General features: G+C 39.6%; 28 protein-coding genes, 1 pseudogene and 1 other annotated feature. Of the genes and pseudogenes, 6 read left to right on the top strand and 23 right to left on the bottom strand.

The features are described 5' to 3' along the window. From atpH to IGI42_RS13600, 7 genes are all read right to left on the bottom strand, one after another. Window positions 1–546, bottom strand: a complete 546-nt coding sequence (gene atpH / locus IGI42_RS13630) for an ATP synthase F1 subunit delta (protein ID WP_438716409.1) — start codon at window positions 544–546, stop codon at window positions 1–3. Beyond that, the gene (atpF, locus tag IGI42_RS13625; RefSeq protein ID WP_438716408.1) at window positions 536–1,057 is read right to left on the bottom strand and encodes a F0F1 ATP synthase subunit B; all 522 of its coding nucleotides are present in this window, start codon (window positions 1,055–1,057) and stop codon (window positions 536–538) included. Before atpF ends, atpH begins: the two co-directional genes overlap by 11 nt. 72 nt (window positions 1,058–1,129) lie before the next feature. Continuing rightward, complete coding sequence (gene atpE / locus IGI42_RS13620) at window positions 1,130–1,345, bottom strand: ATP synthase F0 subunit C (RefSeq protein WP_438716407.1); 216 nt, start codon at window positions 1,343–1,345, stop codon at window positions 1,130–1,132. Between the two features lie 35 nt (window positions 1,346–1,380). After that, window positions 1,381–2,100, bottom strand: a complete 720-nt coding sequence (gene atpB, locus IGI42_RS13615; RefSeq protein ID WP_438716406.1) for a F0F1 ATP synthase subunit A — start codon at window positions 2,098–2,100, stop codon at window positions 1,381–1,383. Between the two features lie 288 nt (window positions 2,101–2,388). Then, window positions 2,389–2,853, bottom strand: coding sequence for an SsrA-binding protein SmpB (gene smpB, locus IGI42_RS13610; protein WP_438716405.1), 465 nt, complete (start codon window positions 2,851–2,853; stop codon window positions 2,389–2,391). An 8-nt stretch (window positions 2,854–2,861) separates the two neighbouring features. Beyond that, window positions 2,862–5,201: a ribonuclease R gene (rnr, locus tag IGI42_RS13605; protein WP_438716404.1), complete on the bottom strand. Its 2,340-nt coding sequence runs from the start codon at window positions 5,199–5,201 to the stop codon at window positions 2,862–2,864. Between the two features lies 1 nt (window position 5,202). Beyond that, window positions 5,203–5,952, bottom strand: coding sequence for an alpha/beta hydrolase (locus IGI42_RS13600; protein WP_438716403.1), 750 nt, complete (start codon window positions 5,950–5,952; stop codon window positions 5,203–5,205). 173 nt (window positions 5,953–6,125) lie between these two features. Here IGI42_RS13600 and IGI42_RS13595 point away from each other — a divergent pair, with 173 nt between their 5' ends. Beyond that, on the top strand, window positions 6,126–6,554 hold the full coding sequence (locus IGI42_RS13595) for a hypothetical protein (RefSeq protein ID WP_438716402.1): 429 nt from the start codon (window positions 6,126–6,128) through the stop codon (window positions 6,552–6,554). Window positions 6,555–6,726: 172 nt separating this feature from the next. Here IGI42_RS13595 and secG read toward each other — a convergent pair whose 3' ends face one another. From secG to IGI42_RS13555, 8 genes are all read right to left on the bottom strand, one after another. Continuing rightward, a complete protein-coding gene (gene secG, locus IGI42_RS13590; protein WP_010760007.1) occupies window positions 6,727–6,963 on the bottom strand; it encodes a preprotein translocase subunit SecG in 237 nt (78 codons plus the stop codon). A gap of 85 nt (window positions 6,964–7,048) precedes the next feature. Beyond that, a complete protein-coding gene (locus IGI42_RS13585; RefSeq protein ID WP_438716401.1) occupies window positions 7,049–7,324 on the bottom strand; it encodes a GNAT family N-acetyltransferase in 276 nt (91 codons plus the stop codon). A gap of 2 nt (window positions 7,325–7,326) precedes the next feature. Then, complete coding sequence (locus IGI42_RS13580) at window positions 7,327–7,581, bottom strand: (4Fe-4S)-binding protein (protein ID WP_438717049.1); 255 nt, start codon at window positions 7,579–7,581, stop codon at window positions 7,327–7,329. 85 nt (window positions 7,582–7,666) lie between these two features. Beyond that, complete coding sequence (locus IGI42_RS13575; RefSeq protein WP_438716400.1) at window positions 7,667–7,993, bottom strand: hypothetical protein; 327 nt, start codon at window positions 7,991–7,993, stop codon at window positions 7,667–7,669. Further along, window positions 7,990–8,487, bottom strand: coding sequence for a gamma carbonic anhydrase family protein (locus tag IGI42_RS13570; protein WP_438716399.1), 498 nt, complete (start codon window positions 8,485–8,487; stop codon window positions 7,990–7,992). The genes IGI42_RS13575 and IGI42_RS13570 overlap by 4 nt, the downstream gene beginning before the upstream one ends. A 20-nt stretch (window positions 8,488–8,507) precedes the next feature. After that, window positions 8,508–9,380, bottom strand: a complete 873-nt coding sequence (locus IGI42_RS13565; RefSeq protein ID WP_438716398.1) for a fumarylacetoacetate hydrolase family protein — start codon at window positions 9,378–9,380, stop codon at window positions 8,508–8,510. Between the two features lie 118 nt (window positions 9,381–9,498). Beyond that, window positions 9,499–11,259, bottom strand: coding sequence for an ABC transporter ATP-binding protein (locus IGI42_RS13560; RefSeq protein WP_438716397.1), 1,761 nt, complete (start codon window positions 11,257–11,259; stop codon window positions 9,499–9,501). Then, window positions 11,256–12,986: an ABC transporter ATP-binding protein gene (locus IGI42_RS13555; RefSeq protein ID WP_438716396.1), complete on the bottom strand. Its 1,731-nt coding sequence runs from the start codon at window positions 12,984–12,986 to the stop codon at window positions 11,256–11,258. The genes IGI42_RS13560 and IGI42_RS13555 overlap by 4 nt, the downstream gene beginning before the upstream one ends. A 366-nt stretch (window positions 12,987–13,352) precedes the next feature. Between IGI42_RS13555 and IGI42_RS13550 the strand changes: the two genes are divergently transcribed. From IGI42_RS13550 to IGI42_RS13530, 5 genes and pseudogenes are all read left to right on the top strand, one after another. Then, entirely contained in the window at window positions 13,353–13,565 is a 213-nt protein-coding gene (locus tag IGI42_RS13550; protein WP_438716395.1) for a DNA-directed RNA polymerase subunit epsilon, read from the top strand. Between the two features lies 1 nt (window position 13,566). Beyond that, window positions 13,567–15,243, top strand: coding sequence for a ribonuclease J1 (rnjA, locus tag IGI42_RS13545; RefSeq protein WP_438716394.1), 1,677 nt, complete (start codon window positions 13,567–13,569; stop codon window positions 15,241–15,243). Window positions 15,244–15,415: 172 nt separating this feature from the next. Further along, complete coding sequence (tnpA, locus tag IGI42_RS13540) at window positions 15,416–15,889, top strand: IS200/IS605 family transposase (protein ID WP_438716393.1); 474 nt, start codon at window positions 15,416–15,418, stop codon at window positions 15,887–15,889. A gap of 296 nt (window positions 15,890–16,185) precedes the next feature. Next, window positions 16,186–16,647, top strand: a pseudogene (tnpA, locus tag IGI42_RS13535) (IS200/IS605 family transposase); the annotation flags it as partial. Window positions 16,648–17,019: 372 nt separating this feature from the next. Next, on the top strand, window positions 17,020–17,511 hold the full coding sequence (locus IGI42_RS13530; RefSeq protein WP_438716392.1) for a TetR/AcrR family transcriptional regulator: 492 nt from the start codon (window positions 17,020–17,022) through the stop codon (window positions 17,509–17,511). Between the two features lie 54 nt (window positions 17,512–17,565). Here IGI42_RS13530 and IGI42_RS13525 read toward each other — a convergent pair whose 3' ends face one another. The 8 genes from IGI42_RS13525 to IGI42_RS13490 all read right to left on the bottom strand — a co-directional run bounded on the left by IGI42_RS13525 (window position 17,566) and on the right by IGI42_RS13490 (window position 25,842). After that, a complete protein-coding gene (locus tag IGI42_RS13525; RefSeq protein ID WP_010760018.1) occupies window positions 17,566–17,766 on the bottom strand; it encodes a cold-shock protein in 201 nt (66 codons plus the stop codon). 149 nt (window positions 17,767–17,915) lie between these two features. Then, on the bottom strand, window positions 17,916–18,605 hold the full coding sequence (gene radC, locus IGI42_RS13520) for a RadC family protein (RefSeq protein WP_438716391.1): 690 nt from the start codon (window positions 18,603–18,605) through the stop codon (window positions 17,916–17,918). A gap of 49 nt (window positions 18,606–18,654) precedes the next feature. Further along, window positions 18,655–19,314: an HAD family hydrolase gene (locus IGI42_RS13515; protein WP_438716390.1), complete on the bottom strand. Its 660-nt coding sequence runs from the start codon at window positions 19,312–19,314 to the stop codon at window positions 18,655–18,657. Beyond that, window positions 19,301–20,617 carry a bifunctional folylpolyglutamate synthase/dihydrofolate synthase gene (locus IGI42_RS13510; protein WP_438716389.1) on the bottom strand — a complete coding sequence of 439 codons (1,317 nt, stop codon included), beginning with the start codon at window positions 20,615–20,617 and terminating at the stop codon, window positions 19,301–19,303. The genes IGI42_RS13515 and IGI42_RS13510 overlap by 14 nt, the downstream gene beginning before the upstream one ends. A gap of 87 nt (window positions 20,618–20,704) precedes the next feature. Further along, on the bottom strand, window positions 20,705–23,344 hold the full coding sequence (locus IGI42_RS13505; protein ID WP_438716388.1) for a valine--tRNA ligase: 2,640 nt from the start codon (window positions 23,342–23,344) through the stop codon (window positions 20,705–20,707). A gap of 68 nt (window positions 23,345–23,412) precedes the next feature. Then, window positions 23,413–23,625, bottom strand: a binding site (T-box leader). Window positions 23,626–23,658: 33 nt separating this feature from the next. Further along, a complete protein-coding gene (locus IGI42_RS13500; RefSeq protein WP_438716387.1) occupies window positions 23,659–24,312 on the bottom strand; it encodes a redox-sensing transcriptional repressor Rex in 654 nt (217 codons plus the stop codon). 186 nt (window positions 24,313–24,498) lie between these two features. Then, the gene (locus IGI42_RS13495; protein WP_438716386.1) at window positions 24,499–24,678 is read right to left on the bottom strand and encodes a hypothetical protein; all 180 of its coding nucleotides are present in this window, start codon (window positions 24,676–24,678) and stop codon (window positions 24,499–24,501) included. A 279-nt stretch (window positions 24,679–24,957) separates the two neighbouring features. Further along, entirely contained in the window at window positions 24,958–25,842 is an 885-nt protein-coding gene (locus IGI42_RS13490) for a LysR substrate-binding domain-containing protein (RefSeq protein ID WP_438716385.1), read from the bottom strand. Window positions 25,843–25,984: the final 142 nt, after the last annotated feature.

Genomic DNA, 25,984 nt, shown 5'->3' with positions numbered 1-25,984 from the left:
TTACTTTTTGCTAAGTGCTGCTCGTAGGCCATTTAATTGGCTGGCGAGGCTGCCGTCGATCACTTGATGATCAGCTTCTACAATGACACCACCAATAATCGATTCATCGACTATAGGGGTTAGATTGGCCGTTTTGTAGCCAAAAATATCAGCGACTTTCGCTTCGATCTCTTGTTGTTTTTCTTCAGAGATAGGTACAGCTGTCGTAATGGTTCCTAAAGCAACTTGATTTAAGCTATCGTAACGGCGTTCGTATTCATCAATCATAAATAAAAGGTCGTCAACTCGATTATAGTCATAAACCACCCATAGGAAGTTGTTGACAACTCCTTCAAAACCTTGGGCAAATTGTTCCATAATCGCTGCTTTTTCATCTCCGGTCAAACGAACATCAGACAAAATATTTCCTAAGTCAGGTACTTCCTTGAAAACTTGACGAATGGTTAATAAATCTTGATAAATGTCATCGATCGCTTGTTTTTCGACCGCCAATTCAAACAAAGCTTTTCCATAACGTTTACCAACTGTATATTTATCAAGCTTCATGCTTGGTTGTTCCTAGTCTATCAATATATTGATTGATTAACTCTTCATGTGCATCGCCAGTCAACTCTTTATTTAAAAGTTTTTCTGCGATTTGCAAAGAAAGGTCTGCCACATCATCTTTTACTGCAGTTAAAGCATTTTCCCGCTCTTCTTTGATTTCAACTTTTGTTCGATCCTTCAAGCGAGTTGCTTCTTCCTTCGCATCCTTAATGATGTTTTGACGGCTCAGTTCACCGTTTTCTTTGGCATTTTTAATAATATCTGCTGCATCACTGCGGGAGCTTTGCAATTGCGTCTCACGTTCTTGCGCTAATTGAGCTGCTTTAATCCGCGATTGTTCAGCAGAGTCTAAATCGTTGGCGATCTTTTCTTCCCGTTTCTTTAAAATCTCGATAACGCTCTTCCAAGCGAATTTTTTTAATAGTAGCAACAGGATCAAAAACGATCCAGTAACAACGATTAAATTACCGAGCGTTGTGTTGGGAGCTTCAGCGATAACTAGATTCAGCATACTCGGTCTTCCTTTCTGAATAGATAGTATTCAAATGACTACATATAAAAGTAGCAACCAACTTCGTTACTCTTAGCCGTTAAAGACCATCAGCATCGCTAATACGACACCCAAGATTGGCACCGCTTCAATCAAACCAACACCGATAAACATCGTTGAACGAATTTGACCAGACATTTCTGGTTGACGTGCCATAGATTCAATTGCTTTTGAAATAACTTTCCCGTTACCATAGCCAGCTCCAATTGCTGCTCCTAAAATTGCGATTCCCGCACCGATATAGTTCATAATTAAAAATCCTCCTAAAGTGTTTGTTTTCTTGTTTACTCTTCGACTTCTATCTGATGACCAATGTACACCATTGATAAAGTGGTAAAGACAAATGCTTGGATACTGCCAATAAATAATGAAAATGCAATCCAGATCATTTCTAGCGGAATTGCAATCGGAATTGCAATCCAACCAAGACTGGTTATCATGCTGGCAATTAAAGACAGCAATACTTCACCAGCGTAAATGTTTCCATAAAGACGAAGGCCCAATGTAATAACATTCGTGAACTCTTCCATAATCTTGATTGGTAACAACATTGGCATCGGCGATAAGAACGAGTTCTTAATATATCCTGCTAAGCCAAATCGCTCTGATGCTAAGAGGTTTGATAGTACTAATACCATCATAGCAAGCCCCATTGTTACAAAAGGGTCAGCCGTTGGACTCTTCCATAAGGATATCTCATTGGGTGTAACAATTTTTGTAACCAATCCGATTTGGTTGGCAACAAAAATGAAAAGAAATAGCGTAAAAGATAAAAGACTAAAGTTACTCACTTCTTTTCGTGGCATATTGTCGCTAACTATTCCTGAGGTAAAATCAACCAACCACTCAATAGCATTTTGTTTCCCTGTTGGCTTCATAGATAGCTTTCTCGTGCAGAAAAACACAATAAAGAAGACAATCAGACAAGTCAATAGGATCATTGTTGTTACAGTCCCGTCAAACCATATTGGACCAATATGAAAAACCCAAGATTTTTCATCCAATCCATTTCACCTCTTTTCCTAGTAACCTAATGCTTGAATACGCCGTATTTGTCATCCCTGACAAAATACTAACGTATACTACCACCATCACTCGCAAATTTCAAAGGATTTTCATGAAAAAAATCGAATAATTCCTATTGCTTTTTCTAATAGAAATTGATCTGCAAAAAAAGGTGATAATATCAAGCATTTTAGCCCACAAAGAGCTATTATGATAATTACTAATCGTATCAAAATTCATAATTAAGTAAAGAAATTCTTTTCAAATATGCGAAAAAGGATATTTAATTATCGACTATAATTTTTTAATGTTCGACTAATTTGACGATCTACATCCTTACGTTTTAGAGTTTCCCGTTTATCATATTGATGTTTCCCTTTGGCTAGCCCAAGTAACACTTTCGCATAACCATCTTTTAAATAGACTTTAAGAGGTACAATAGTCACTCCAGTGTTTTTTGTTTCTCCAATAAATCGTTCGATTTGCTTTTTATGAAGTAGCAACTTCCTTGTTCTTAAAGGATCGTGGTTAAATATATTTCCCTGCTCATAAGGACTGATGTGTACATTATATAAGTACATCTCTCCATTACGAACCCTTGCAAAGCCATCCTTCAAATTGATTCGACTATTGCGAATCGATTTGATTTCTGTTCCTTGTAAAACAATCCCCGCCTCAACCGTATCGATTATTGTGTAATCGTGGCGAGCCTTTTTATTTTGTGCAATTAGTTTCCCTTCACCTTTCGGCATATTTATCCCTACTTTCTACCGCCTTTTTTCTTTTTGGCTACTGATTTATAAAAAGGCTTTTTCCCTTTTGTTTTTTTCTTGTTCTTACGTGGTTTATTTCGTTCTGTTTTTTCCTTGTTATCCTTGTTGTAGGAAGATTTTTCTCTTCTTCGATTGCGAACTGGTGCTTCTAAAGCTGGAATTTCTTCGGCTTCTAATAACTCAAAGTCGATTTCTCGCGTTTCTGGCTCCGCCTTGGCTACTTTAATTTTCACCTTTTGACCAATCTTGAAGGTTTGACGCGTACGTTCTCCCACTAGAGCCAGTTGATTTTCTATAAAATGGAAATAGTCCTGCTTCAATTCATTTAGATGAATCAAGCCTTCTACCGTATTTGGCAATTCAACAAAAATACCAAATTTCGTAATGGAACTGATAATCCCCTCAAACTCTTCACCGACTTTGTCAGCCATATATTGCGCCTTCTTCAAACTATCCACTTCACGTTCAGCGTTGACAGCTCGACGTTCCATATCCGAACTGTGCTTAGCAATTTCTGGTAAAGCCTCTGCCCATTTCTCCTGAACCTCTTCATTACGACTTTTTTCATATGTTCGAATTAGTCGATGGACGATCAAGTCAGGATAACGGCGAATTGGCGATGTAAAATGAGTATAATACTCAGCAGCTAATCCGTAGTGTCCATAGTTATCCTCAGAATAGCGAGCCTGTTGCATACTTCTTAATAGCATCGTATTGATAACAGCAGCTTCCGGCTTTTCTTCTACATCCAAAATTACTTGCTGCAAATCCTTAGGTGTAATACTTTCTTTCGTTCCTTTAACCAAAATACCTAATGCAGCAGCAAAATCGAAGAAACGTTGCATTTTTTCTTCTTTAGGTTGCTCATGAATCCGATAAATAAATGGCAGTTTCAAATCGTTATAATGCTTTGCAATAGTTTCGTTAGCAGCCAGCATGAAGGATTCAATCAGACGCTCTCCGACGCCGCGAGATCGTAGCTCGATCGCCAAAGGTGCTCCGTCTTCGTCAACTAATATTTTTGCCTCACGGTCTTCAAAATTAATTGCTCCACGATTAGTTCGCCGACTCTCTAAGATTTCATGAAGTTCTTTCATTAAAGTAAACATTGGCACTAATGATTCATAACGTTTAATTAACTCTGCATCGGCTTCTTCCAAAATGCCATTTACAGCTGAATAGGTCATACGCTCGGTTGTTTGGATGACACTAGGAAATATCTCATGAGATATTATCGTTCCACTCGTGTCTATCTCCATCTCACAGCTCATGGCTAACCGAGGTACGTGAGGATTTAAAGAACAAATACCGTTGGATAAACGCTGTGGGATCATCGGAATTACACGATCTGTTAAATACACACTCGTCCCACGTTCAAAGGCTTCTTGATCCAACACACTTCCTTCAGTAACATAGTAGGATACATCTGCGATATGAACCCCTAGAAAATAATTGCCGTTTGCTAATTTGCGAACAGTTACGGCGTCATCTAAATCTTTAGCATCAGCACCATCAATCGTTACAATCGTTTGGTCTCTTAAATCACGGCGTCCGACCAAGTCTTCTTCAGCAATTTGGTCAGGTATCGCATCAGCGGCATCTAAAACTTCTTCTGGAAAACTTGTTGGAATACCTTGAGCGACTACAACAGATAAGATATCCATCCCGGGATCATTCTTATGTCCAATTACTTTTTTCACTAAGCCTTCCAAACTGGAAGCGTAACCTTTTTCAGGATAATGCGTCACTTCGACCACAACGATACTTCCATCAACTGGCTGAATCCCTTCGGCAGCTACAAACACCTTAAATGGTGCATTTTTTTTGTCTTTTGGTGTAACCACTCCATACAGATCAGTTTCTTCAACTTCATCTGGTGTATAAGCGGAAAATTCACCAACTACTTGATGGATAGCGCGTTCTTTGATGGAAACTACTCGTCCCTCCGCACCTCTACTGCCAAACGGATCCGCATTTTTTACAATGTCGATTAAAACTGTATCGCCATTCATAGCGTAATTAGTAGCATCACTGGAGACATAAATATCTGGCTCTTCCGGATCGATCGTGACAAATCCAAAACCTCTTTCATTCATACGAAAAATCCCCTCAACCGTTGCCGGCTCAAAGGGTAATTTTATCTTTCCTTTGTTATTAAATTCAATACTTTTCTCTCGCTCCATTTGAGCAATTGTCTGCACCAACAATTTGTAATCAGTACTCTTTTGCATGCCCATATGTTGGGCTAATTCCTCCATGGAAAAGGTCTTCTTCTTAGTGTTTTTAAAGAAGCATAGAATCTCATCCTTAATTGTTTTTCTTGTCATTTTATTCTCTCCAATCAAGACTGGCTAAAAAATCAGCTACATCTTGTTCTAATTGTCTTCTTTCTGGCCCAACGGTAATCACATGACCGCTTTTGGGGTACCAATTTAATTGAAAACGAGTGCCTTTTAGTTTCTCAGCTGTTTTAAAAACTCCCATTGGCTCAATCATAAGATCCTTAGCGGCCTGAGCCATAAAGTAAGGCTGTTGCAGGTCAGGTAATTTCTCATAAGCAAGGCTCGCCTGCTCTTGAATTAAGCTAAACTGCTCTTGAATTAATTCCCGATATGAAGCGATTCGCTTGTCCACCGCTGTTGCCTCACTGCTTTCTAAAACTTGCTTAGCGTATAGTAGAAAGCTTTCCACTACCGTATTTTTTACTGGACTAATTGGTGAACAAAAAAAGCCGCCGCCTACAACTTCAGGCATTTGCTCGGTCAACAGACGGGTTGCAAAAATGCCACCCATTGATAGTCCAAATACTGCGATTTGTTCATAACCATGTTCCTGTAAAAACGAAAGTGCTTTTTTAGTTTCTTCCCACCAGATTATAGGTTTTTGAGTTAAAATATCTAACGGATCATTCGTACCATGTCCTGAGTACTTCGGTGCATAAACCGTATAATCCAACTTTTCCAATGACCGACTAAGCATTCTGACATCGTTGGGACTGCCTGAATAGGCGTGTAATAATAAAACTGCCCGCGATCCGTGTGGTAAAAAGATCGGTTTAGGTGTTTTCATTTGAACCATAGTCATCAACTCCTCGCTTCATTTTATCATATATTTGATAATACTAGAGTTTCACCGTCTAAGGAATAAAAATGCTGTACAACATTTTTATTACTGACAATTTTCACTTGTCATTTAATAAAACAATTGCGTATACTGAACTTTACCTTATAAGTTAGGAGGAATTCATTCTTATGAAACAAGTCTTTTTTCTGTTAGCAGCCTTGATCCTGCTGGCAGCTTGCAGTAACCCGGCTGAGGATCCAACAAGCAGTGTTACAGACGTTTCATCAACTAATCAAACAATGGAGAAAACAACGATGAGAACTATTTTTACAGGTGAAATAACTAATTCCATAATTAGTGATGCGGATTCAGCTATTCTGCAGCTTACTTTGCAGTCAATTCAAAAAATAGCTGATCCTGAAGATATTGTACCCGCTTTTGAAACAAACGGTGTAATTTTAAATGTTCCAATTGAAAAATTGTCTTCGAAACCAGAAACTTTGACTACGGGAAATACAGTTAACTGCACACTAAAAGGCTTACCTGTGATGACTATGTCAATTCCACCACAAATTCCAGGAAACTCGATTGAAAAAGTAGAATTACTGACTAACTAATTAACTACTTGTTAGTAAATAAAACTCCAAAAATTCTCTCAGATCACTACCTAAAAAAGTCAGTTTTTGCAGCCTAGTGTATTTAATTTTGCCCTAACAGACGTTTTAATCATAAAACTTATACTTTTCCACATGAAAAAAAAACCTCTCAATAAGCGAGAGGTTGTTTGCCTTATTTGCTTGATAAATACATCAATACGAATAAAAGTATCATCCAAACCGCACCTAAAATAGCAGTTGATCGTTGCATAACCGCTTCAAACCCACGTGCTTTCTGCTTACCAAATAGCTGGTCTGCTCCTCCGGTAAATGCACTTGCTGCACTGTTTTGTTTGCTTGGCTGCATCATGATCGTAATGATAATAATCACAGACAATACTAAAATCACGCCTAAAATAATATTATACAAAAAAAAGCTCCTCCTTTGTCACAAACTATCTCAGAATAACTTTAGCATAATTCTAAGCATTTGACTAGAGGGAGTCGCTTTTTGTTTATTTTCTTAATACATCATTATATTCATTTTTTTGTTCAAACTCTTTTTTTGCATAGGGGCACAGTGGGATAACTTTTTTATGGTCTCTACGGGCAATTTCTACACCTTGTCGTACTAAACCTTCAGCTAGTTTTTGTCCACGATAAGCCGGATCAACAAAAGTATGATCAATTATCATAATGTCTTCTCCTGCATCAGACCACGTCATTTCCCCTACTTCTTGACCTTCGTCGTTAATTAATACTAAACGATTTTTTTCTTCTCTCATTTCCATGATTATTCTTCCTTTCGAATGTATTTCAAAGCACCACTTGGACAAGTATCCACTACATATACGGCATTCTCTACGCTGCCGTTATCTGGAATAATCCATGGACGTCGCCCCACTTCAAAAATATCTGGGTTACCGCGAACGCAATTCCCAATATGCGCACAGATATCCTTATTATAATAAATATCAATGCCTTCACCATGGTATCTTTTGTAACCTTTTGTCTCTAACATTTCTTGAGTCACCGGCTCACCGTTCATTTTAGCACCATTCAATACGAACACCCCTTTTTTCAAAGTATAACAATGATTTCAAAAAATATACACTAAAGTGTCTCTGGAGTTATCAGCGAAAAATCTCTATTAAAGCAGTCATAACTTGGTATGCCTTAGATTGTTCTTCAAAAATTAATTTGTACTGCTGGCAGCCAATTGTTTCAATAATTAGTTGGAACTGGCCATCACAAGAATGAACGCTGCAAGGCTTCAATAATCGTGTAGGATAATAGCGAAAAGGTTTTTCGGCAGTATTTTCTAAGACATACATCCCTTTTTCATGGAAAACTAAGAAACGTTGTTGATGATCTAGATAAATAAGCAGCTCTCGTAAGTCGTCTTCTGAAAAGATTTTCTGTAATTCACAATAGAGGCGGAGAAATCCATCCTCTCTCATGATCTTTTCCCTTCATACGGTCGGAATTTACCCACCAAATAATCAGCGCCTTGCTCCTGATAATGAAGTGCATTTTGACGATTTTTTTCAATCTCCTCTGGTGTCAACGAGCGAACTACACGAGCAGGTGACCCAAAGGCTAGTGAATTTGGCGGAATTACTGTATTTTCAGTAACTAGCGAACCTGCACCTATTAAACTATTTTCCCCGATTACTGCATAATTTAGAATGGTGCTTCCCATTCCAATTAAGGCACCTGAACGGATTGTACAGCCATGAATAATACACGCATGTCCAACTGTTACATAGTCTTCAATGACTACAGGTGCATCATGGTCTACGTGGACTACTGTCCCATCTTGAATGTTAGTTACGTTGCCAATAGTAATAGAATTACTGTCTCCACGAATTACAGATTGAAACCATACTGTTGATCCCTCCCCCAGAGTCACATCCCCATATACATCGGCACTATTTGCTATAAATTGTGTCATTTTTCCACCCCCATTTATTTCTAATAAATTGTATTTCTCAACTGACCAATACCTTCGATTTCACAAATAACTTCATCACCAGCTTGTAAAAACTTAGGTGGTTGGAATCCCATCCCAACTCCTGCTGGCGTGCCGGTCAGCAGGATATCACCTGGCTCTAACGTGATTCCTTGAGACAACTCACTAATCATATAAGGTAAGTCAAAAATAAGATCTGATGTGTTACTGTTTTGTCGCAGCTCACCGTTTACATAAGTTTTTAGATTTACATGTGGCGGCTGAGAAAGCTCATCTTTCGTAACAATCCAAGGTCCCAAAGGTGCAAAACCATCCAAGCTCTTACCAAACATAAACTGTCCATAAGCCGCTTGCATATCTCTTGCGGATACATCATTACCTACTGTATAACCAAAAATAGCGTCGAAAACCTCATCAGGTGAAATCTTAGAACATGTTTTTCCGATAATAACAGCCAATTCAACTTCGTAATCCAACTTCTCAGTGATATCAGCATGTGCTTGGATCATACCATCAGGTTTAACTGTTTGGTTCACGCGTTTCGAAAAATATACCGGATGTTTCGGAGCAAGATATTCTCTACCAGCAAACTTCGCTGATTCGATTGCATGTAGACGATAATTAACCCCCACACACAATATGTCATGCTTTGGTCGAGGTATCGGTGATAATAGCTCAATCTCATCCATAGAAATAGGTGTTAGCTGATTTATTTTTTCAGCTAATGCTTCTTCAAGATCCGGGTACTTTTCAATCAGTATTTCCATCTTTGTAATCGACGCATCTACTTCCTTTAAATCAAAAACAACTTGTTCATCAGCTGACACTAATCCTACTAATTCATTTTCTAGGTAACGAAACGTACAAAATTTCATATCTTTTCTCCTTCTCTTATTGGATAAATTCAGTGTATTCGCTTACGATAAGCCTGTCAAACGGATTTTCGTCCCCGCTACCTAAAAAGGCTTGCGAGAAAACCCGCAAGCCTTTTCTCTATTCTGTTTCTTCAGAAAACTGACTATTGTACAATTTTTCGTAGAATCCACCTTGCTCCAACAAGCTGTTGTGAGTACCATGCTCAATAATCGAACCATTTTTCATAACCAAAATTAAATCGGCATCACGAATTGTTGATAGACGATGGGCAATAACAAAGCTTGTGCGCCCTTGCATCACCCGATCCATTGCTTTTTGGATCAATCCTTCTAGGCGAGTGTCTACCGAACTAGTAGCTTCATCTAGAATTAAAATCTTCGGATCAGAAATGATCGCTCGCGCAATCGTTAGTAACTGCTTTTGCCCCAGGGAGACATTGTCTCCTTCAGAATTAATGTACATTTCGTAACCGCCAGGCATTGTACGAATAAAATGATCCACATTTGCTGTTTTTGCTGCGTCAACAACTTCGTAATCAGTGGCATCTAAGCGACCAAAACGAATGTTATCAGCGATTGTTCCTTCATACAACCAAGCGTCCTGAAGAACCATCCCAAATTGCGCACGAACATCAGACCGATTCATATCCTGCGTATTCACACCATCAATCAAAATTCGACCACTGTCTATGTCATAAAAACGCATTAGCAGATTAATCAGAGTGGTCTTTCCAGCACCTGTAGGTCCAACAATCGCCACAGTTTCACCTGCCTTGACCTTAAAGCTCAAGTCTTCAATCAACGGTTTCTTTGGGTCGTAGCTGAATTTCACATGGTCAAAAACAACATCGCCAGAGACAGGCTCTGGAAGCTTTTCATCTACTGCATTTTCTGTTTCTTCTGCTTCATCTAAAATTTCAAATACTCGTTTAGCCGACGCCGACGCACTTTGAATCATAGAGGACAGCTGCGTTATTTCACCCATTGGCTGGCTGACTTGCCAAATGTATTGGATAAAGGCTTGCAACTGGCCCACTACAATAATTCCAGTGATCACATTCCAGCTTCCTAGCACAGCCATGGCAATGTAAGTAGCATAAGCTGTTAATTGAACCAGCGGCTGCATCAAACTGGATACGAACGATGCGCGGAATCCGTAACGGCGTAAAGTGTGATTCACTTTCTTAAAGCCGTTTAAAGTCTCCTCTTCTCGGCCATAAAGCTTCAATACACTAAATCCTGTCATATTCTCTTGCACAAAGCCATTCATATCTCCTAATGCATTTTGCATAGATTGAAAATCCTTTTGAGAGATGTGAACAATCTTACGGGAAATCCATAAAGAGGCTGGGATCATAATCATTGAGATCAGCGCCATCAGCGGATTGATGTAGAACATCATACTGACGGCAAAAATAATTCCCAGCACAGCGTTCACTAATTTGACGATAGCCTGCTGCAGCGCATTGCTGACGGCATCCACGTCGTTAGTAATCCGTGACAAAATATTTCCCTGCTGATTACGGTCAAAGTAAGAAACCGGCAAACGATTGATCTTTGTTTCGATATCTTCTCGCAAATCACGCATAGCTGATTGCACTACATTAGCCATTAACCAGCCGCTACCTAGCTGAGCCCCACAGTAAACAACCCCCACAATCATAATCGCAACTAGACATTTAAAAACGTAATCGAAATTAATCGCCTCGCCTTGCTGCAGATTGCGAGTAATTTCTGTCGTTGGTAAACCAGACAAATAAGGCATCATTGTATTCATGATTAATGTAAGCAGAGTTAGAATCAAAGTTAAGGCAAAGGTACCTTTATATGGATCAACATAATGCATCAAACGTTTCAAGGAAGAAATGGTTTTTTTCATGCTAATTCCTCCTCTGATAATTGAGATGCGGCAATATCATAATAAATTGGACAAGTTTCCAATAACTCACGGTGGGTACCAATACCAACCACATCACCTTCATTCAAGACAACAATTTTATCGGCATGCATAATGGTGCCTACACGTTGGGCCACAATCATAACCGTTGACTCAGTCGTTTCTTTTTTCAAACGTGCCCGCAGGTTCGCATCGGTTTGATAATCTAAAGCAGAGAAGCTGTCGTCAAAAATATAAATCTCCGGCCGGCGAATAACTGCCCGAGCAATTGCCAGACGCTGCTTTTGTCCTCCAGAGAAGTTACTACCACCTTCTGATAATAGCTCATCGTACCCATTTGGTTTTTGAGAGATAAATTCAGAGGCTTGCGCAATATCAGCTGCTTCGCGCATCTCCGCAGGCGTGGCATCCTCTTTCCCGTAACGCATATTTTCAGCAATAGTTCCTGTGAACAGCTGCGCTTTTTGAGGAATATAGCCTATTTTCGACCGTAAATCCTTCAGTTGATAAGAACGAACATCTACACCATCAACTAGTACTTGCCCCTCAGTCACGTCATAAAAACGTGGAATCAATTGAATCAGCGTTGACTTGCCTGAACCAGTACTTCCGATAAAAGCAACTGTTTCACCAGGGCTAGCTGTAAAGCTGACGTTGCGAATCACTGGACTTTCAGAATGCCCCGGATACGCAAAAGTCACATTTTTAAATTCAACATAGCCTTTCAACTCAGGCATAGTGATGCCTTCTGAATTGTCTTTAATTTCAGGATCACGATCGAAGACTTCTTGAATTCGTAAAGCAGAAACGTTGGCCCTTGGATACATCATAAATACTGTTGCAAACATCATAAATGAGAACAATGCATGGAAAATGTATTCAATAAATGCAATCAGTGTTCCAACTTCCAGTTGACCGCTGTCAATCTGAATAGTTCCATTCCAAATGATTAATACCATGACTATATTAAATAGGAAGAAAAATCCTGGTTGAGCCACAGCCATTAAATGAAACAGGCTCTTAGAACTGTTTGCATAGTCGTTATTTACTTTGCGGAAACGACTTTCTTCAAACTTTTCGTTTACAAAGGCACGGATTACGCGCAAGCCGGAAAGATTTTCCCGCAGAATACTATTAATATTATCTAGGTTTTTTTGCTGCTTAGTAGATAGGGGTTCAGAATATTTGGCAATTAAAGCAATTGCTAACATCAGAACCGGCAAAGCACCTAGCACATAAATACCTAAACTCGGACTCGTACGAACAACCAAGTACAAACTCATACCAAACATCATCGGTGTCATAAAACCCGCTGTTAAAATATTTTGCATAAAGAGCATAATTTGATAAGCATCATTGGTGGTACGAGTGATCAACGAAGATACTCCGATACTCTCATATTCAGTATGAGAAAAAGACTGAATTTTCGCGAACAAGTCGTCTCGAATTTCAGCTACCATCCGTGATGTAATTTGAGAACTGAAATAGCGCAGTGAAATGCTCATAGCAATTCCCACTACTGTGATCACAATCATCAAAATACCCATTCTTTTTACATAATCAAAGTCCTGATTTCCAATTCCTCGGTCAATCATTCTCGCCAAAATCGTTGGCAGTCCTAATTCAATGAGGATAAATCCGAAAACACTGATAAAATCAAAGAATAAGAGCTTTTTATAGCGCAACGTATAACGCCACATTAACTTCATTTAATCTCGCCTCTTTCTATACCATAATGTCTCCAATATAGCATAAATTAATAGGGTTTGCTCGTACTTCTATCGATTTTACTATCACTTTTTATTTAGTTTTCAGAAACTTTTTCAGATACGCAACATTTCTCATTTCTAGTTTCTATACTTCTTTCTTATTCTGTGATAAACTACAAGTAATTGTTGTACTCACAACACAACGTACGGTGAAAATAATTGTAAGCTCAGGAAGCAAAGTCGAGGCTTCCTCTCGTAAGACTAGATTAGCTAGTCCTCGAGCATAAATTTTCAGGTGGCACAGCCCCCTCATTTTGTTGTGGAAAAAAGGATAAAAACTGCACACGCAGATAAAGGAGATTTTTTATGATTTTTAAAGTTTATTATCAAGAAAGCAAAGAACGTAATCCAAAACGTGAACAGACTCTTTCTCTTTATGTAGAAGCAGAGAATGTAGAAGCAGTTCATACCTTGATGCGTGACAATACCCCATATAATGTCGAATACATTCAAGCATTGGACGGCAACCATTTAGCTTACGAAAAAGAAAATGCTGACTTCAAGCTAACGGAGTTTTAATATGAAACTCTCGCTGAAAAATAATGAAACCGGAGTATTTGCTCTTGGTGGCTTAGGCGAGATCGGGAAAAATATGTATGGGGTTCAATTCCAAGATGAGATCATCATCATCGATGCGGGGATCAAATTCCCAGAAGATGACCTTTTAGGAATTGATTACGTGATTCCCGATTACAGCTATGTCGTTCAAAACATTAATAAAGTAAAAGCCGTTGTCATTACTCATGGACATGAAGACCATATTGGAGGCGTTCCTTACTTATTAAAACAAGCCAATATTCCTGTCTATGCTGGCGCTTTAGCCTTGGCGCTGATTAAAAACAAACTAGATGAACACGGCTTATTACGGGATGCTGAATTACATGAAATCAATGAGGATACCGTTATTCGTTTCCGTAAAACATCTGTCAGCTTTTTCCGTACGACTCACAGTATTCCGGATCCACTAGGTGTAGTAGTCAAAACACCATCCGGAAATATTGTTGAAACAGGTGATTTCAAGTTTGACTTCACTCCTGTCGGTCAACCTGCAGATTTGCATAAGATGGCAAGAATTGGTGAAGAAGGAGTGCTTTGTCTTTTATCCGACAGTACCAATGCAGAAGTGCCAACATTTACTAAATCCGAAAAAAATATTGGAATATCTATTCAACGTATTGTTGAAAAAGTTGATGGTCGAATTATTTTCGCTACCTTTGCTTCCAATATATCCCGACTACAACAAGCCGCAGAAGCTGCTGTTGCAACTGGGCGAAAAATTGCTGTGTTTGGACGGAGCATGGAAAATGCGATTGTGAATGGCCGAAACTTAGGCTATATTACCGTTCCAGACGAAACTTTTGTGGATTCACGTGAGATCAACCGGATCCCAGCAAAGGAATTATTAATTTTATGTACTGGATCACAAGGTGAACCCATGGCGGCTTTGTCTCGCATTGCCAATGGTACTCATCGTCAAATTCAGATTCAACCAGATGACACGGTTATTTTCTCTAGCTCACCGATTCCCGGCAATACAACTAGTGTAAATCATTTGATCAATCAGTTGTCAGAAGCTGGTGCAAATGTCATTCATGGCAAAGTAAACAACATCCACACTTCTGGGCACGGTAGCCAACAAGAGCAAAAATTGATGCTACGTCTAATGAAGCCAAAATACTTTGTACCGATTCATGGTGAATTCCGGATGTTGAAAATCCACGCCGACTTAGCTCAAGATACAGGCGTCCCTGAAGAAAACTGCTTCATTATGGAAAATGGGGATATGCTGGCCTTAACAGCAGATAGCGCCCGTCCAGCTGGACACTTTAATGCCCATGATGTCTATGTTGATGGAAGCGGTGTTGGAGATATCGGGAATGTGGTGTTACGGGATCGTCGCATTCTTTCAGAAGAGGGATTAGTCTTAGCAGTCGCTACAATTGATATTGATAAAAAAGAAGTTTTAGCAGGACCAGATATTCTGTCACGAGGTTTCGTTTATATGCGAGAATCCGGTGACATGATTAGCGAAGGACAACGTATTTTATTCCACGCTTTGCGAGAAGCGTTAAATGATAAAACTTGTAACGAAGCTAAACTAAAAGATGCAATGGTCTCGGCGTTACAACCATTTTTATTTGATCAAACAGAGCGTCACCCGATGATTATCCCGATGATTATGACCCCTGACCAATAAGAAATGGACACTTGCTCTCTGTAGAGCAAGTGTTTTTTTGTATGTTTTGAAAACCACCTGCTATGCGGGTGGTTCCAGAAAGCTTCCAGCGTGGTATCAAAAAAGCCTCCTAAAATGATAAACTGATGTTGGTTTGCCGACCGCATCACAATCAAAATTAGGAGGTCCCTTTATGAAAAAGGATAGTGCAAGTTTAGCACATACAAGTTGGAGATGTAAGTATCATATTGTGTTTGCGCCGAAGTATCGCAGACAAATTATTTACGGGAAATACAAACAAAGTATTGGAACAATTATCCGAGAATTGTGTGAACGAAAAGGCGTTGAGATTCATGAAGCGAATGCGTGCAAAGATCATATTCATTTGTTAGTAAGTATTCCACCCAAATTGAGTGTTTCTCAATTTATGGGTTATTTGAAAGGGAAAAGTAGTTTAATGATTTTCGATCGTCATGCCAATCTAAAATATCGCTATGGGAATCGAAAGTTCTGGTGTCGTGGCTACTACGTGGACACGGTAGGAAGAAACAAGGAAAAGATTGCCGAATATATTCGTAATCAAATCCAAGATGATTATGTAGCAGATCAGCTAACATTGTTCGAAGAGTATGATCCGTTTACTGAAGAGAAAAACAGGAAAAAATAGCGAGAGATTCTTCAAGAATCAGTGAGTAAAAGTGGTGCGGGAGGAAGACCTTTCAGAGGGCCTTTTAGGCCGTGGCCGGTAAAAGAGGCTTTTAGCAGAAGAGCAAACCACCCGTTCACACGGGTGGTTTTGATTTGTGGGCCTAAACGCCCAGTTTCGGACGAATTTTGTCCGAAACAAAAAAACTACCCGCTATGCGGGTAGAGACAACTGGTTATACCATCAAAAATACCATTCCTTTACAATAAAAGTGTTCAGGCTCAAATAGAAAGGAATGGTATTTTTGGCAAAACAAAGCGAACAGTTTAGCACATACAAAATGGATGTGTAAATATCACATTGTGTTCACTCCAAAGTTTAGACGAAAAGTGATTTATAATCAAGTAAGACGAGACTTAATCGAAATCTTTCAACGGTTATGCAAGTATAAGAAAGTGGAGATTATAGAGGGTCATATGATGCCAGATCACGTGCATATTTTAGTAAGTATCCCGCCCAAAATGAGTGTCTCAAGTTTCATGGGATATTTAAAAGGAAAAAGTGCATTAATGATATTCGATAAACATGCTAATCTGAAGTATAAATATGGGAATCGAAAGTTCTGGCCAGAAGGATATTATGTAAGTACAGTGGGATTGAATGAGAAAACAATCGCAAAATATATTCGAGAGCAGGAGCAACACGACCAAGCAATTGATAAGTTGAGTGTAAGGGAGTATGAGGATCCATTTTCAGATGGAGGATTCCGAAAAAAATAACCCAGTTTAACTGGTAGTGAAAGTGGCAAAGACAATGAGCCTGAACAAAGTGAAGGGTAGCGTCTTGAGGCGTAGTCATAGCAACAAGGGGTTTCACCCACAGAGCAAACCACCCGTTTTCACGGGTGGTCATGATTTTCAAAAAAATAACCACTAATTGTTTTCTCTGATCAAAGCAAAATATTCGATAATTTGTAGTAAATAATTATTTTTATCGATTTTTTTCAGTTATTTTGAATATTTTATTTTGGAAAATCGATTGACAAACATAAGATAAATTTGCACAATAGGGATAATAAAATCCACGCTTTAATCACTATTGTTATTTATAGTATGAAAACTGGTACAAATTTAAATTAGGGGAAGATTATTATGGTAAGAAGTATCCGTATCCAAAGGGAACATCTCATTGAGGGTAGTTATCGTCTGATTATCGAACAAGGCTTTTCAAAGTTTAACGCTCGTAATATTGCCAAGCAAATTAATTGTTCTACACAGCCTATTTATCGCGAATTTGAAAATATGACTAATTTTAAAACAGTGATGGTTAACCGAGTTATTGCTAAGTACAAGGATTTTCTTGAAGATCAAAATCCTGAAACCGTTGAGCAATTGACCCATCTAATTATTGGCTATGCAACTGATTATCCTGAAGAATTTCATCGTTTTTTCTTACAAGATACGGAAACAATTGAACTAGCCAAAGAAGTCACTTCACAAGTTTTCAGCACATTAAAACAGGTAGATACAGCTGAACTTTATGATGTATACTGGCCATATTGTCTTGGTAAAGCGGTTTTAGCAATTCTTGTTCCTAAAGACCACCAAACTACAGATAATTTTCAACAATTACTGGAAAAGTAAATATATTCAAAAAAGTCCTAGAACCGCTGGTTCTAGGACTTTTAGGATTCGGAATTATTGCTTAACTACATTTGTAGCTTGAGGTCCGCGATCACTTTCTTCAACATCGAATGTGACAGCTTGACCTTCTTCAAGCGTTTTGAAGCCGTCGCCTTGAATAGCTGAGAAATGTACGAATACATCGCTACCGTCTTCGCGAGTGATGAAGCCAAATCCTTTTTCTGCGTTAAACCATTTTACTGTTCCGTTTTCCATGAATCTTTTCCTCCTCGTGCGAATAGCACATTATAAATTGTAACATTGCTCGTACGATCGAGGTGACACATATGTTTCAACTCCAACAAACAAAATTACATAAATAGTTTACCATTTGTCTAATAAAATATGCAAGGGTTGTCATTTGTCTAGTCCCAGTAATTTTCCTCTCGCAAACTAATGTATTCATTTTCACCTATAATCACGTGATCCAACACTTCGATTCCCATCATTTCACCGCATTTTCTAACTCGTGAAGTAAAATCTAAATCATTACGAGAAGGCTGCGGGTTTCCACTTGGATGATTGTGGGCTAGAGCAACTCGAGCCGCACTGACACGAACCGCTTCCCTAAAAATCTCACGAGGATGTGCGATCGATTGATTCAGCGATCCGACAAATATCGTTTTTTGTTGAATAATTTCATTTTTAGTATTCAAAAAAAGTGCAATAAGATTCTCCTGTTGTAACCCTTTCATCTCTTCCATTAAATGGCTCCCTAAAGCGAAGCTAGAACTTACTCTTCCTAGCTTAGGCTGCGTCGCACGATGGATACGAGCTCCTAATTCCATCACAGCCTTTAATTCGACTGCCTTTGTTTGACCGATCCCTTTGAATTGCATCCACTCTTCAATGGTTAATTGCTTCAACTCATATAAATGTTGGACTTCCTTCAAGATTAGGCCAGCTAAATCCATCACATGTTGTGAGCGAGATCCATTACGTAAAATAATAGCCAGCAGTTCTTGATCTGTTAGATGCTTCTCCCCTTCTTTTAACAAACGCTCTCGTGGCCATGAACTTTCAGGTAACTCTTGCAGCAACAATGATTTTTCCATAAAAAAACTCCTTTGCATCTTTTATATAAGATACGCAAAGGAGTCTAAATCATTCTTGTATATAATTAATTACTTCATGCAAACTTGGTAAAACAGCAGCCGTCTGTTTTACTAAGACTTCTTCAGGTTCAATCATGTCTGGGACCATAATGACTGGAATTCCCGCACTAATTGCTGCCATAACGCCATGCTGAGCATCTTCTAAAACTAAGGTTTGTTCCGCTGAGGTACCTAAAAGCTCACGAGCAATATTGAAAATTTCTGGATCAGGTTTTGCTAAGGTTACGTCTTCAGCTGAAACAATTGCTTGAAATTTATCACGAATTCCCGCATGTTCCAACAAGGTCTCGATAACTGGACGCACATTGCTAGAGGCAACTACCTTAGGAATTCCCTGCTCATCTAAAAACTGTAAAAGCTCTAATGCACCTGGTTTTAAATCAACTTCTCCCGAACGAAATATCTGATGGGCATCTCCCCAACTGTCATCAATAAACTTTTGAACTGTTTCTTTACCGTGTTCAGCAAAGCGTTCATGCAAACTTACCCACGCTTCCTCATCAGCGATTCCAATGTACTCTTGATACAGCTCCTTATCAAATGGAATATTGTAATTATCGGCTGCTTTTTGCTGTGCTTGATAATAGATCGCTTCAGTATCAAAGATCAAGCCATCCATATCAAAAATTACTCCCTTAATTTCTTTCATCGTTTCCCCCCACATTTAATAATAATTGACGTACTTCAGAAACAAAGTACAAAGAGCCAGTAACTAAAAGTAAATCACTATCATCCATCGCTTCCAATATTTCAGCTAAACCAAATTGCCACAATGAAACGACTGAAAAACGATCGGTTTCCTGATCGTCAAATCGACTGAGGTTTAACGACTTAGGATAGTCAAAGGTGGTGATATACAGATGTGCGTGTGGAATCTTGCGCAAATCTTTCAGCATGCTGTCAATATCTTTAGTTTCTAATGCCGAAAATAAGATATGAATGTTGTATTCGCTAAATTCCCGTTTCATATTTTCTACCAATCGCTTAATCGCATGGTCATTGTGGGCTCCGTCTAAAATGACTAACGGCTCGTCACTAATTTTTTCCATCCGAGCCGGCCATTGAGCCGCCAGTAACCCATTTCGTACTGCTTTTTCTTCAAAAATTAATTGCTTTTGTTGGCAATATAGCTGATAAAGCTTGATGGCAACTCCAGCATTTTCGATTTGATGACGACCCAACAAACTAATTTTCAATTTGCTTATGCGTCCAACATCAGAAGTATAGTTAAAACGTTCTCCCCAACTGCCATCTGGTTTTAGATAGTCGACTTGATAATCTTTGCCATATTGGTAGAGAGCGGCTTGTTCATTTTCAGCTTTTTGCTTAATAACAGTTAATGCTTCAGCCGTAATATTGCCGGTGACTATCGGAACATCTTTTTTGATAATACCAGCTTTTTGCATGGCAATTTCCGGCAAAGTTTCTCCTAAAATATCAGTATGGTCATAACCAATCGTGGTAATCGCAGTCAACAGCGGTTGAACTACATTTGTAGAATCTAATAACCCACCTAAGCCGACTTCAATAATTGCGATATCAACCTTTTGCTCAAGAAAAAAGTCTAAAGCTAACGAGGTTAACACTTCGAATTCTGTAATACCGTTAATAGCGGCATCTTGATCCAACTCTGCCACTAGTGGTTGATAACGCTCCACCCAAGTGATTAGATCTTCATCCGCAATCGATTTACCATTGATTGCGATTCGTTCATTAAACTCTTCAATATAGGGAGAAGTGAAACTACCTACCGTTAAACCGGCTGCTGCTAATATACTTCGTAAGTAAGCCACTGTTGACCCTTTACCGTTGGTTCCAGCTATATGAATGACTGGTACTTGTTTTTCAGGATTTCCGGCTTTATTTAATAGGGCTTGTACACGTTCTAAACCAGGTCGAGAACCAAATTTTTTGCGACTGTGAATCCAGTCGACTGCTTCTTCAATTGTCACTACTTACCACCTCGTTACTAGTATACCAGAGATTTCAACTGGTTAAAGAAAAAGTGACTAGTCTCTTTTGACTAGCCACTTTACCTACTACTGAATGGTACGCAAGCTTTCAATCCGTTCATTAACGGCAGCTTGTTTTTCTAAATAATCTTTTTCTTTTGCTCGTTCTTCTTCAACCACTTTTTCAGGAGCATTAGCGACAAAACGTTCGTTGGCTAATTTTCCTTGTACTCGTTTGACTTCACCAGTCCATTTAGTTAATTCTTTTTCCAAGCGTTGAATTTCTTCTTCGATGTTAATTAAGCCAGCTAATGGCAGATAAATTTCAGCCCCGGTTAGAACAGCCGACATGGCTAAATCAGGTGCTGTGATTTCGCTGTCGATCACCAATTCTTCTGGATTACAGAAGCGTTCAATGTAGCTAGTGTTTTCCAACAGGAAGTCATTTACAGCTGGATCGCTGGTTTTGATCAGCAAGGTAATTGGTTTCGACAATGGTGTATTCACTTCTGAACGGATGTTGCGTACTGAACGGATTAATTCCTTCAATACTTCCATTCCTTTAGCAGCACTTTCATCATTGTAGACTGGTTGTACGGTAGGATATTCGGCTACCACTAAAGACTGACCTTCATGAGGTAACTTTTCCCAAATAGTTTCCGTTACAAACGGCATAATTGGGTGCAATAGACGCAAGGTTTGATCCAACACGTGAATCAAGATGCTTTTCGTTGTTTTCTTGGCTGCTTCATCTTCACCGTAAAGAATTTCTTTACTCATTTCGATGTACCAGTCACAGAAATCATCCCACATAAAGTTGTACAGCTGACGACCTGCTTCACCAAATTCGAATTGATCGAATAATTTGGTTACTTTCTCCGTCGTTTCATTTAAACGAGTCAAAATCCAACGATCGGCTACCGTTTTTTCGCCAGTCAAATCAATGTCTTCCAGCGTAAAGCCTTCAATGTTCATGATAACAAAACGAGAAGCATTCCAGATTTTGTTAATGAAGTTCCAGGCTGCGTCCATTTTTTCATAGCTGAAACGCACGTCTTGCCCAGGTGCTGAACCTGTGGATAAGAACCAACGCAAAGCATCGGCACCATATTGATCAATGACATCCATCGGATCAATCCCATTGCCCAGAGATTTACTCATTTTACGGCCTTGTTCGTCGCGAATCAAACCGTGAATCAAGACATTTTCAAAAGGACGTTCGCCCGTGAATTCCAAGCTTTGGAAAATCATGCGGCTAACCCAGAAGAAAATAATGTCATAACCCGTCACCAAAGTGTTGGTCGGGAAGTAACGCTTAAAGTCTTCGCTGTCGGTATCTGGCCAGCCCATCGTTGAAAACGGCCATAGCGCTGAACTAAACCACGTATCTAAGACATCTGGATCTTGTTCCCAGTTTTCCGCATCTGCTGGTGCTTCCATACCAACATACATTTCTCCAGTTTGTTTGTTGTACCAAGCTGGAATGCGGTGGCCCCACCATAATTGGCGAGAAATTACCCAATCATGCACATTATCCATCCAGCTCAAGAACGTCTGATTAAAGCGTGACGGGAAGAAATTCACCGCATCATCGGTATCTTGATTTTGAATCGCTTGCTCAGCTAAAGGCGCCATTTTAACGAACCATTGCGTCGACAAGCGTGGTTCAACTACGACACCTGTACGCTCAGAGTGACCAACACTGTGGACCATTTTTTCGATTTTGATCAAACGGCCGATTTCTTTTAAGTCGCTGACAATGGCTTTACGAGCGGCGAAACGATCCATGCCAGCATATTTGCCAGCTAAATCATTCATGCTGCCATCCTCATTCATGACATTTACTCGTGGCAGGTCATGACGATTGCCGACTTCAAAGTCATTTGGGTCATGAGCAGGGGTAATTTTTACCACCCCAGTTCCAAATTCGCGATCCACATATTCATCCGCAATAACCGGAATTTCTTTATCCATTAATGGCAGAATAACGGTTTTTCCGATGAAGTCTTGGTAACGTTCATCTTCTGGGTGAACTGCCACCGCAGTATCTCCCAGCATCGTTTCCGGACGAGTCGTTGCTAATTCCAAGGCACCGCTGCCGTCAGCCAATGGATAAGAAAGATGATAAAAGGCACCTTCCACGTCTTTATGAATAACTTCGATATCCGATAAAGCTGTTTTGGCTTGCGGGTCCCAGTTGATGATGTATTCGCCGCGATAGATCAACTCTTTTTCGTATAATTTCACGAAAACCTTGCGAACGGCATCAGACAGACCATCATCCAAGGTAAAACGTTCCCGTTTGTAATCTAAAGACAAGCCCAGCTTGCTCCATTGCTCCCGGATGTGACCCGCGTATTCTTCTTTCCATTCCCAGACTTGATCAACAAATTTTTCGCGACCAAGATCATAACGGGTAATGCCTTGCTCCCGCAGTTTTTCTTCAACCTTTGCTTGCGTAGCAATCCCAGCATGGTCCATTCCCGGCAGCCATAAAGTGTCAAAGCCTTGCATCCGTTTTTGACGAATAATCATGTCCTGCAGCGTTGTATCCCACGCATGCCCCAAGTGAAGTTTCCCAGTAACATTTGGGGGTGGAATAACGATTGAATAAGGTTTGGCTTTTTTATCTTCTGACGGCTTGAATAAATCTTCATCTAACCACTTTTGGTAACGACCCGCTTCGACTTCCTGCGGGTTGAATTTGGTTGCTAAATTTTCAGGCATTGCGTTTCCTCCTTGTTTGTATGTACTTAGTTGTGGCAAAATAAAAAAAGTCCTAAAACACGAATGTGTTTTAGGACGTAAACTACGCGGTACCACCTAAATTGCAGAAAAGTTTTCTGCCTCTTAAACATGAGTTAACGGTCATGACGCGTGCTTTTCTACTGGTTTCAAAAAGCAGGACTCCCAAGCTACCTTCCGATTTTCACTGTAAGAATGTTCCACCACTCATTCTCTCTCTATCACAGGAAAAAAATCGTACTCCTCTTGATCTTCGTATGAGTCATTGTACAATGAAGCGCACAACTTGTAAAGTCCTACCCTCGCCGGGATTGCGCCAGCTCATCAAAATAAATCAACGTCTGCAGCTCAGTAGTCAAATCAATATAATGAACCGTTATCCCTTCAGGCACTTTAATCGGATCAGGTGCAAAGCTCAAAATAGCCGTCACCCCATTTTTCACCACATTTTCCACTGCTGCTTGAGAATACTGGCTAGGAACTGTCGAAATTGCAATAGTTACCTTTTCTTTGGATAAGATTTCGTCTAGGCGATCCATCGAATACACTTCAACATTGTTAAATACCGATCCAATTTTGTCAGCGTCCGTATCAAACGCACAAACAATATTCAGATTTTCATTGCGACGAAAATTATTATTTAATAATGCTTGGCCCAAATTCCCACAGCCGATTAAAGCAATCCGTTTTTCTTCAATGGTATCCAAAATACTGCTGAAAACACTGATCAGATAGCTGACATCATAACCATAGCCGCTGCGACCTAGTTCCCCTAACTGAGAAAAATCCCGACGGATCGTCGCAGAGCCGACATGGGTCAGTTGACTGAATTCCGAGGATTTAATTCGTTGGACGCCTTCCTTATGCAATTCTTTTAGGCAACGCAAATACAGCGACAAGCGCTTAGTAGTAGCCTTTGATAATTTTGGTTTTTCAATTAAGCGATCCATAGTAGATCTCCTTTGTTAATTTTTTCACATATTCATTCTAACATGAATAGTCCACCGTTTCAATGTAAAAAACAGGAAAGAATTAATTCTTTCCTGCTCTGCTATTTAAGCTAACCAAAGTTTCCTAATAAATCACTAATGTTTGCTCACCAATGATCTTTTATGTGTATAAAAAAGCTGTAGGGCTTAGCTAATGATTGTTGCTGCAATAATTACAAACATCGTATCAATATCGTCAAACATCTGTTTAGTCTGCATCAATACATCCGATTTCTTAAACTGCTTCAATGTTTGCTTGCGCTCTGTTTGTTCCTGAATTGATAAATACTTGGGCGCTATCCGAGCTTTTTGCACCAGAATTGCCAACGCAATGGATTCCATTGATGGTTGGAGCTTACGGTCCCCGATTGATCCCTCGCCAATAGAAAAAAACGTTCAGAGATCGATAGCAATTGCATCTAATCACCCTTTCTGACTTTTCTTCATTGTTGCTTGAGTTTAAGTACGAGAGGACCAGATTCCTTAAATGGATCGTTTTTGGCCCTATTTAGTGTTTTAGGTTGCTTTTGCATCACCTATACACAACTTGCATAAATCTTACTTGTTCCCTATTTCACAATACTTGTAGCACCCTCTATAATTAACTCAGTAAAGATAATCTTCCAGCCAACTCGTAAATAATTTTAAACTTGGATTGTCATTGTCTTCGCGATAGCCGAAAACCGTTTGAATCGCTGGCACATGCTGGATGGGAATCAGCTTAATGTTGTCTGGGGTGGAACTTCGGCAGCCTTCGGTTAACACACTGATCCCTTTACCTAAAGCAACCTGCATCAGCAACGTTTTGACACTGGAACAGCTGTCATTCACCCGCGGATAGTATCCTTGACTTAAAAATAGGCTGACCACGTAATCGTACCAAGCTTTAGTTTGCTGCTTTTGTACACATAAGTAAGGCTCTTTGGCAAAGTCAGCAAAGGTGACTGAGGTGGTCTCAGCTAAAGGATGCCCTTCTGGAACCACTAGAACAAGCGCTAATTTACTGACTGATCGCATTTTAATCTGTTCGATGCCGATTAAAGTCGTAGCCATAGTCATGCACAAGTCGTGCTTTCCAGCTCGAAGATCAGTTACCAGCTCTTCATGAGTCCCGTCTTGCAGCTGCAGTTCAACTTTAGGATAGGCTTGTGTAAAGGCCTGAAGCAACGGCAGCAAATAAGCATCCGTCCCGCCTCTTAAGAAACTGATTGCTAGTTGATAGCCCAGCTCATGGTTGCGTTCTTTTAACTGATGGGTAGCTCGATTGTAGTCAAAAATCATATTGGTGGCGTAGCTTAAAAATACTTTTCCCTCCTCTGTCAGCTGGACTTGGCGGGTATTGCGTGCAACCAGCGTGCAGCCTAATTCAGCCTCCAGCAGCTGAATATGCCGACTTAATGTAGGTTGGGTGATATATAGACTCTCTGCTGCTTTTGTATAGTTTAGAGTATTGGATAAGGTAACAAATGATTGAAGATATTCAATTTTCATTTTGTGCTTCACCTCTTGCTCTTGATTATAACGCAACGCCTCGATGATCGGGAGAAATTCCGATAAGAGAGGCTCGCAAATTCGCTCAGCTTTAAAGCTGAGCACTGTTCCTATCGTTTTAATAAAATTTTGTTTGTAAAAA

It is taken from the genome of Enterococcus sp. AZ109, from assembly GCF_051714625.1.
Lineage (GTDB): Bacteria > Bacillota > Bacilli > Lactobacillales > Enterococcaceae > Enterococcus_A.
The sequence above is the reverse complement of the archived record's forward strand: the minus strand, read 5'-3'. Positions and strand labels throughout refer to the sequence as shown.

Excerpts from the sequence above, each read along its gene's own strand:
- atpH (WP_438716409.1), bottom strand. The coding sequence starts at position 546 with ATGAAGCTTGATAAATATACAGTTGGTAAACGTTATGGAAAAGCTTTG.
- atpF (WP_438716408.1), bottom strand. The coding sequence starts at position 1,057 with ATGCTGAATCTAGTTATCGCTGAAGCTCCCAACACAACGCTCGGTAAT.
- atpE (WP_438716407.1), bottom strand. The coding sequence starts at position 1,345 with ATGAACTATATCGGTGCGGGAATCGCAATTTTAGGAGCAGCAATTGGA.
- smpB (WP_438716405.1), bottom strand. The coding sequence starts at position 2,853 with ATGCCGAAAGGTGAAGGGAAACTAATTGCACAAAATAAAAAGGCTCGC.
- rnr (WP_438716404.1), bottom strand. The coding sequence starts at position 5,201 with ATGACAAGAAAAACAATTAAGGATGAGATTCTATGCTTCTTTAAAAAC.
- IGI42_RS13600 (WP_438716403.1), bottom strand. The coding sequence starts at position 5,952 with ATGGTTCAAATGAAAACACCTAAACCGATCTTTTTACCACACGGATCG.
- IGI42_RS13595 (WP_438716402.1), top strand. The coding sequence starts at position 6,126 with ATGAAACAAGTCTTTTTTCTGTTAGCAGCCTTGATCCTGCTGGCAGCT.
- IGI42_RS13585 (WP_438716401.1), bottom strand. The coding sequence starts at position 7,324 with ATGGAAATGAGAGAAGAAAAAAATCGTTTAGTATTAATTAACGACGAA.
- IGI42_RS13580 (WP_438717049.1), bottom strand. The coding sequence starts at position 7,581 with ATGAACGGTGAGCCGGTGACTCAAGAAATGTTAGAGACAAAAGGTTAC.
- IGI42_RS13575 (WP_438716400.1), bottom strand. The coding sequence starts at position 7,993 with ATGAGAGAGGATGGATTTCTCCGCCTCTATTGTGAATTACAGAAAATC.
- IGI42_RS13570 (WP_438716399.1), bottom strand. The coding sequence starts at position 8,487 with ATGACACAATTTATAGCAAATAGTGCCGATGTATATGGGGATGTGACT.
- IGI42_RS13565 (WP_438716398.1), bottom strand. The coding sequence starts at position 9,380 with ATGAAATTTTGTACGTTTCGTTACCTAGAAAATGAATTAGTAGGATTA.
- IGI42_RS13560 (WP_438716397.1), bottom strand. The coding sequence starts at position 11,259 with ATGAAAAAAACCATTTCTTCCTTGAAACGTTTGATGCATTATGTTGAT.
- IGI42_RS13555 (WP_438716396.1), bottom strand. The coding sequence starts at position 12,986 with ATGAAGTTAATGTGGCGTTATACGTTGCGCTATAAAAAGCTCTTATTC.
- IGI42_RS13550 (WP_438716395.1), top strand. The coding sequence starts at position 13,353 with ATGATTTTTAAAGTTTATTATCAAGAAAGCAAAGAACGTAATCCAAAA.
- rnjA (WP_438716394.1), top strand. The coding sequence starts at position 13,567 with ATGAAACTCTCGCTGAAAAATAATGAAACCGGAGTATTTGCTCTTGGT.
- tnpA (WP_438716393.1), top strand. The coding sequence starts at position 15,416 with ATGAAAAAGGATAGTGCAAGTTTAGCACATACAAGTTGGAGATGTAAG.
- IGI42_RS13530 (WP_438716392.1), top strand. The coding sequence starts at position 17,020 with ATGGTAAGAAGTATCCGTATCCAAAGGGAACATCTCATTGAGGGTAGT.
- IGI42_RS13525 (WP_010760018.1), bottom strand. The coding sequence starts at position 17,766 with ATGGAAAACGGAACAGTAAAATGGTTTAACGCAGAAAAAGGATTTGGC.
- radC (WP_438716391.1), bottom strand. The coding sequence starts at position 18,605 with ATGGAAAAATCATTGTTGCTGCAAGAGTTACCTGAAAGTTCATGGCCA.
- IGI42_RS13515 (WP_438716390.1), bottom strand. The coding sequence starts at position 19,314 with ATGAAAGAAATTAAGGGAGTAATTTTTGATATGGATGGCTTGATCTTT.
- IGI42_RS13505 (WP_438716388.1), bottom strand. The coding sequence starts at position 23,344 with ATGCCTGAAAATTTAGCAACCAAATTCAACCCGCAGGAAGTCGAAGCG.
- IGI42_RS13500 (WP_438716387.1), bottom strand. The coding sequence starts at position 24,312 with ATGGATCGCTTAATTGAAAAACCAAAATTATCAAAGGCTACTACTAAG.
- IGI42_RS13490 (WP_438716385.1), bottom strand. The coding sequence starts at position 25,842 with ATGAAAATTGAATATCTTCAATCATTTGTTACCTTATCCAATACTCTA.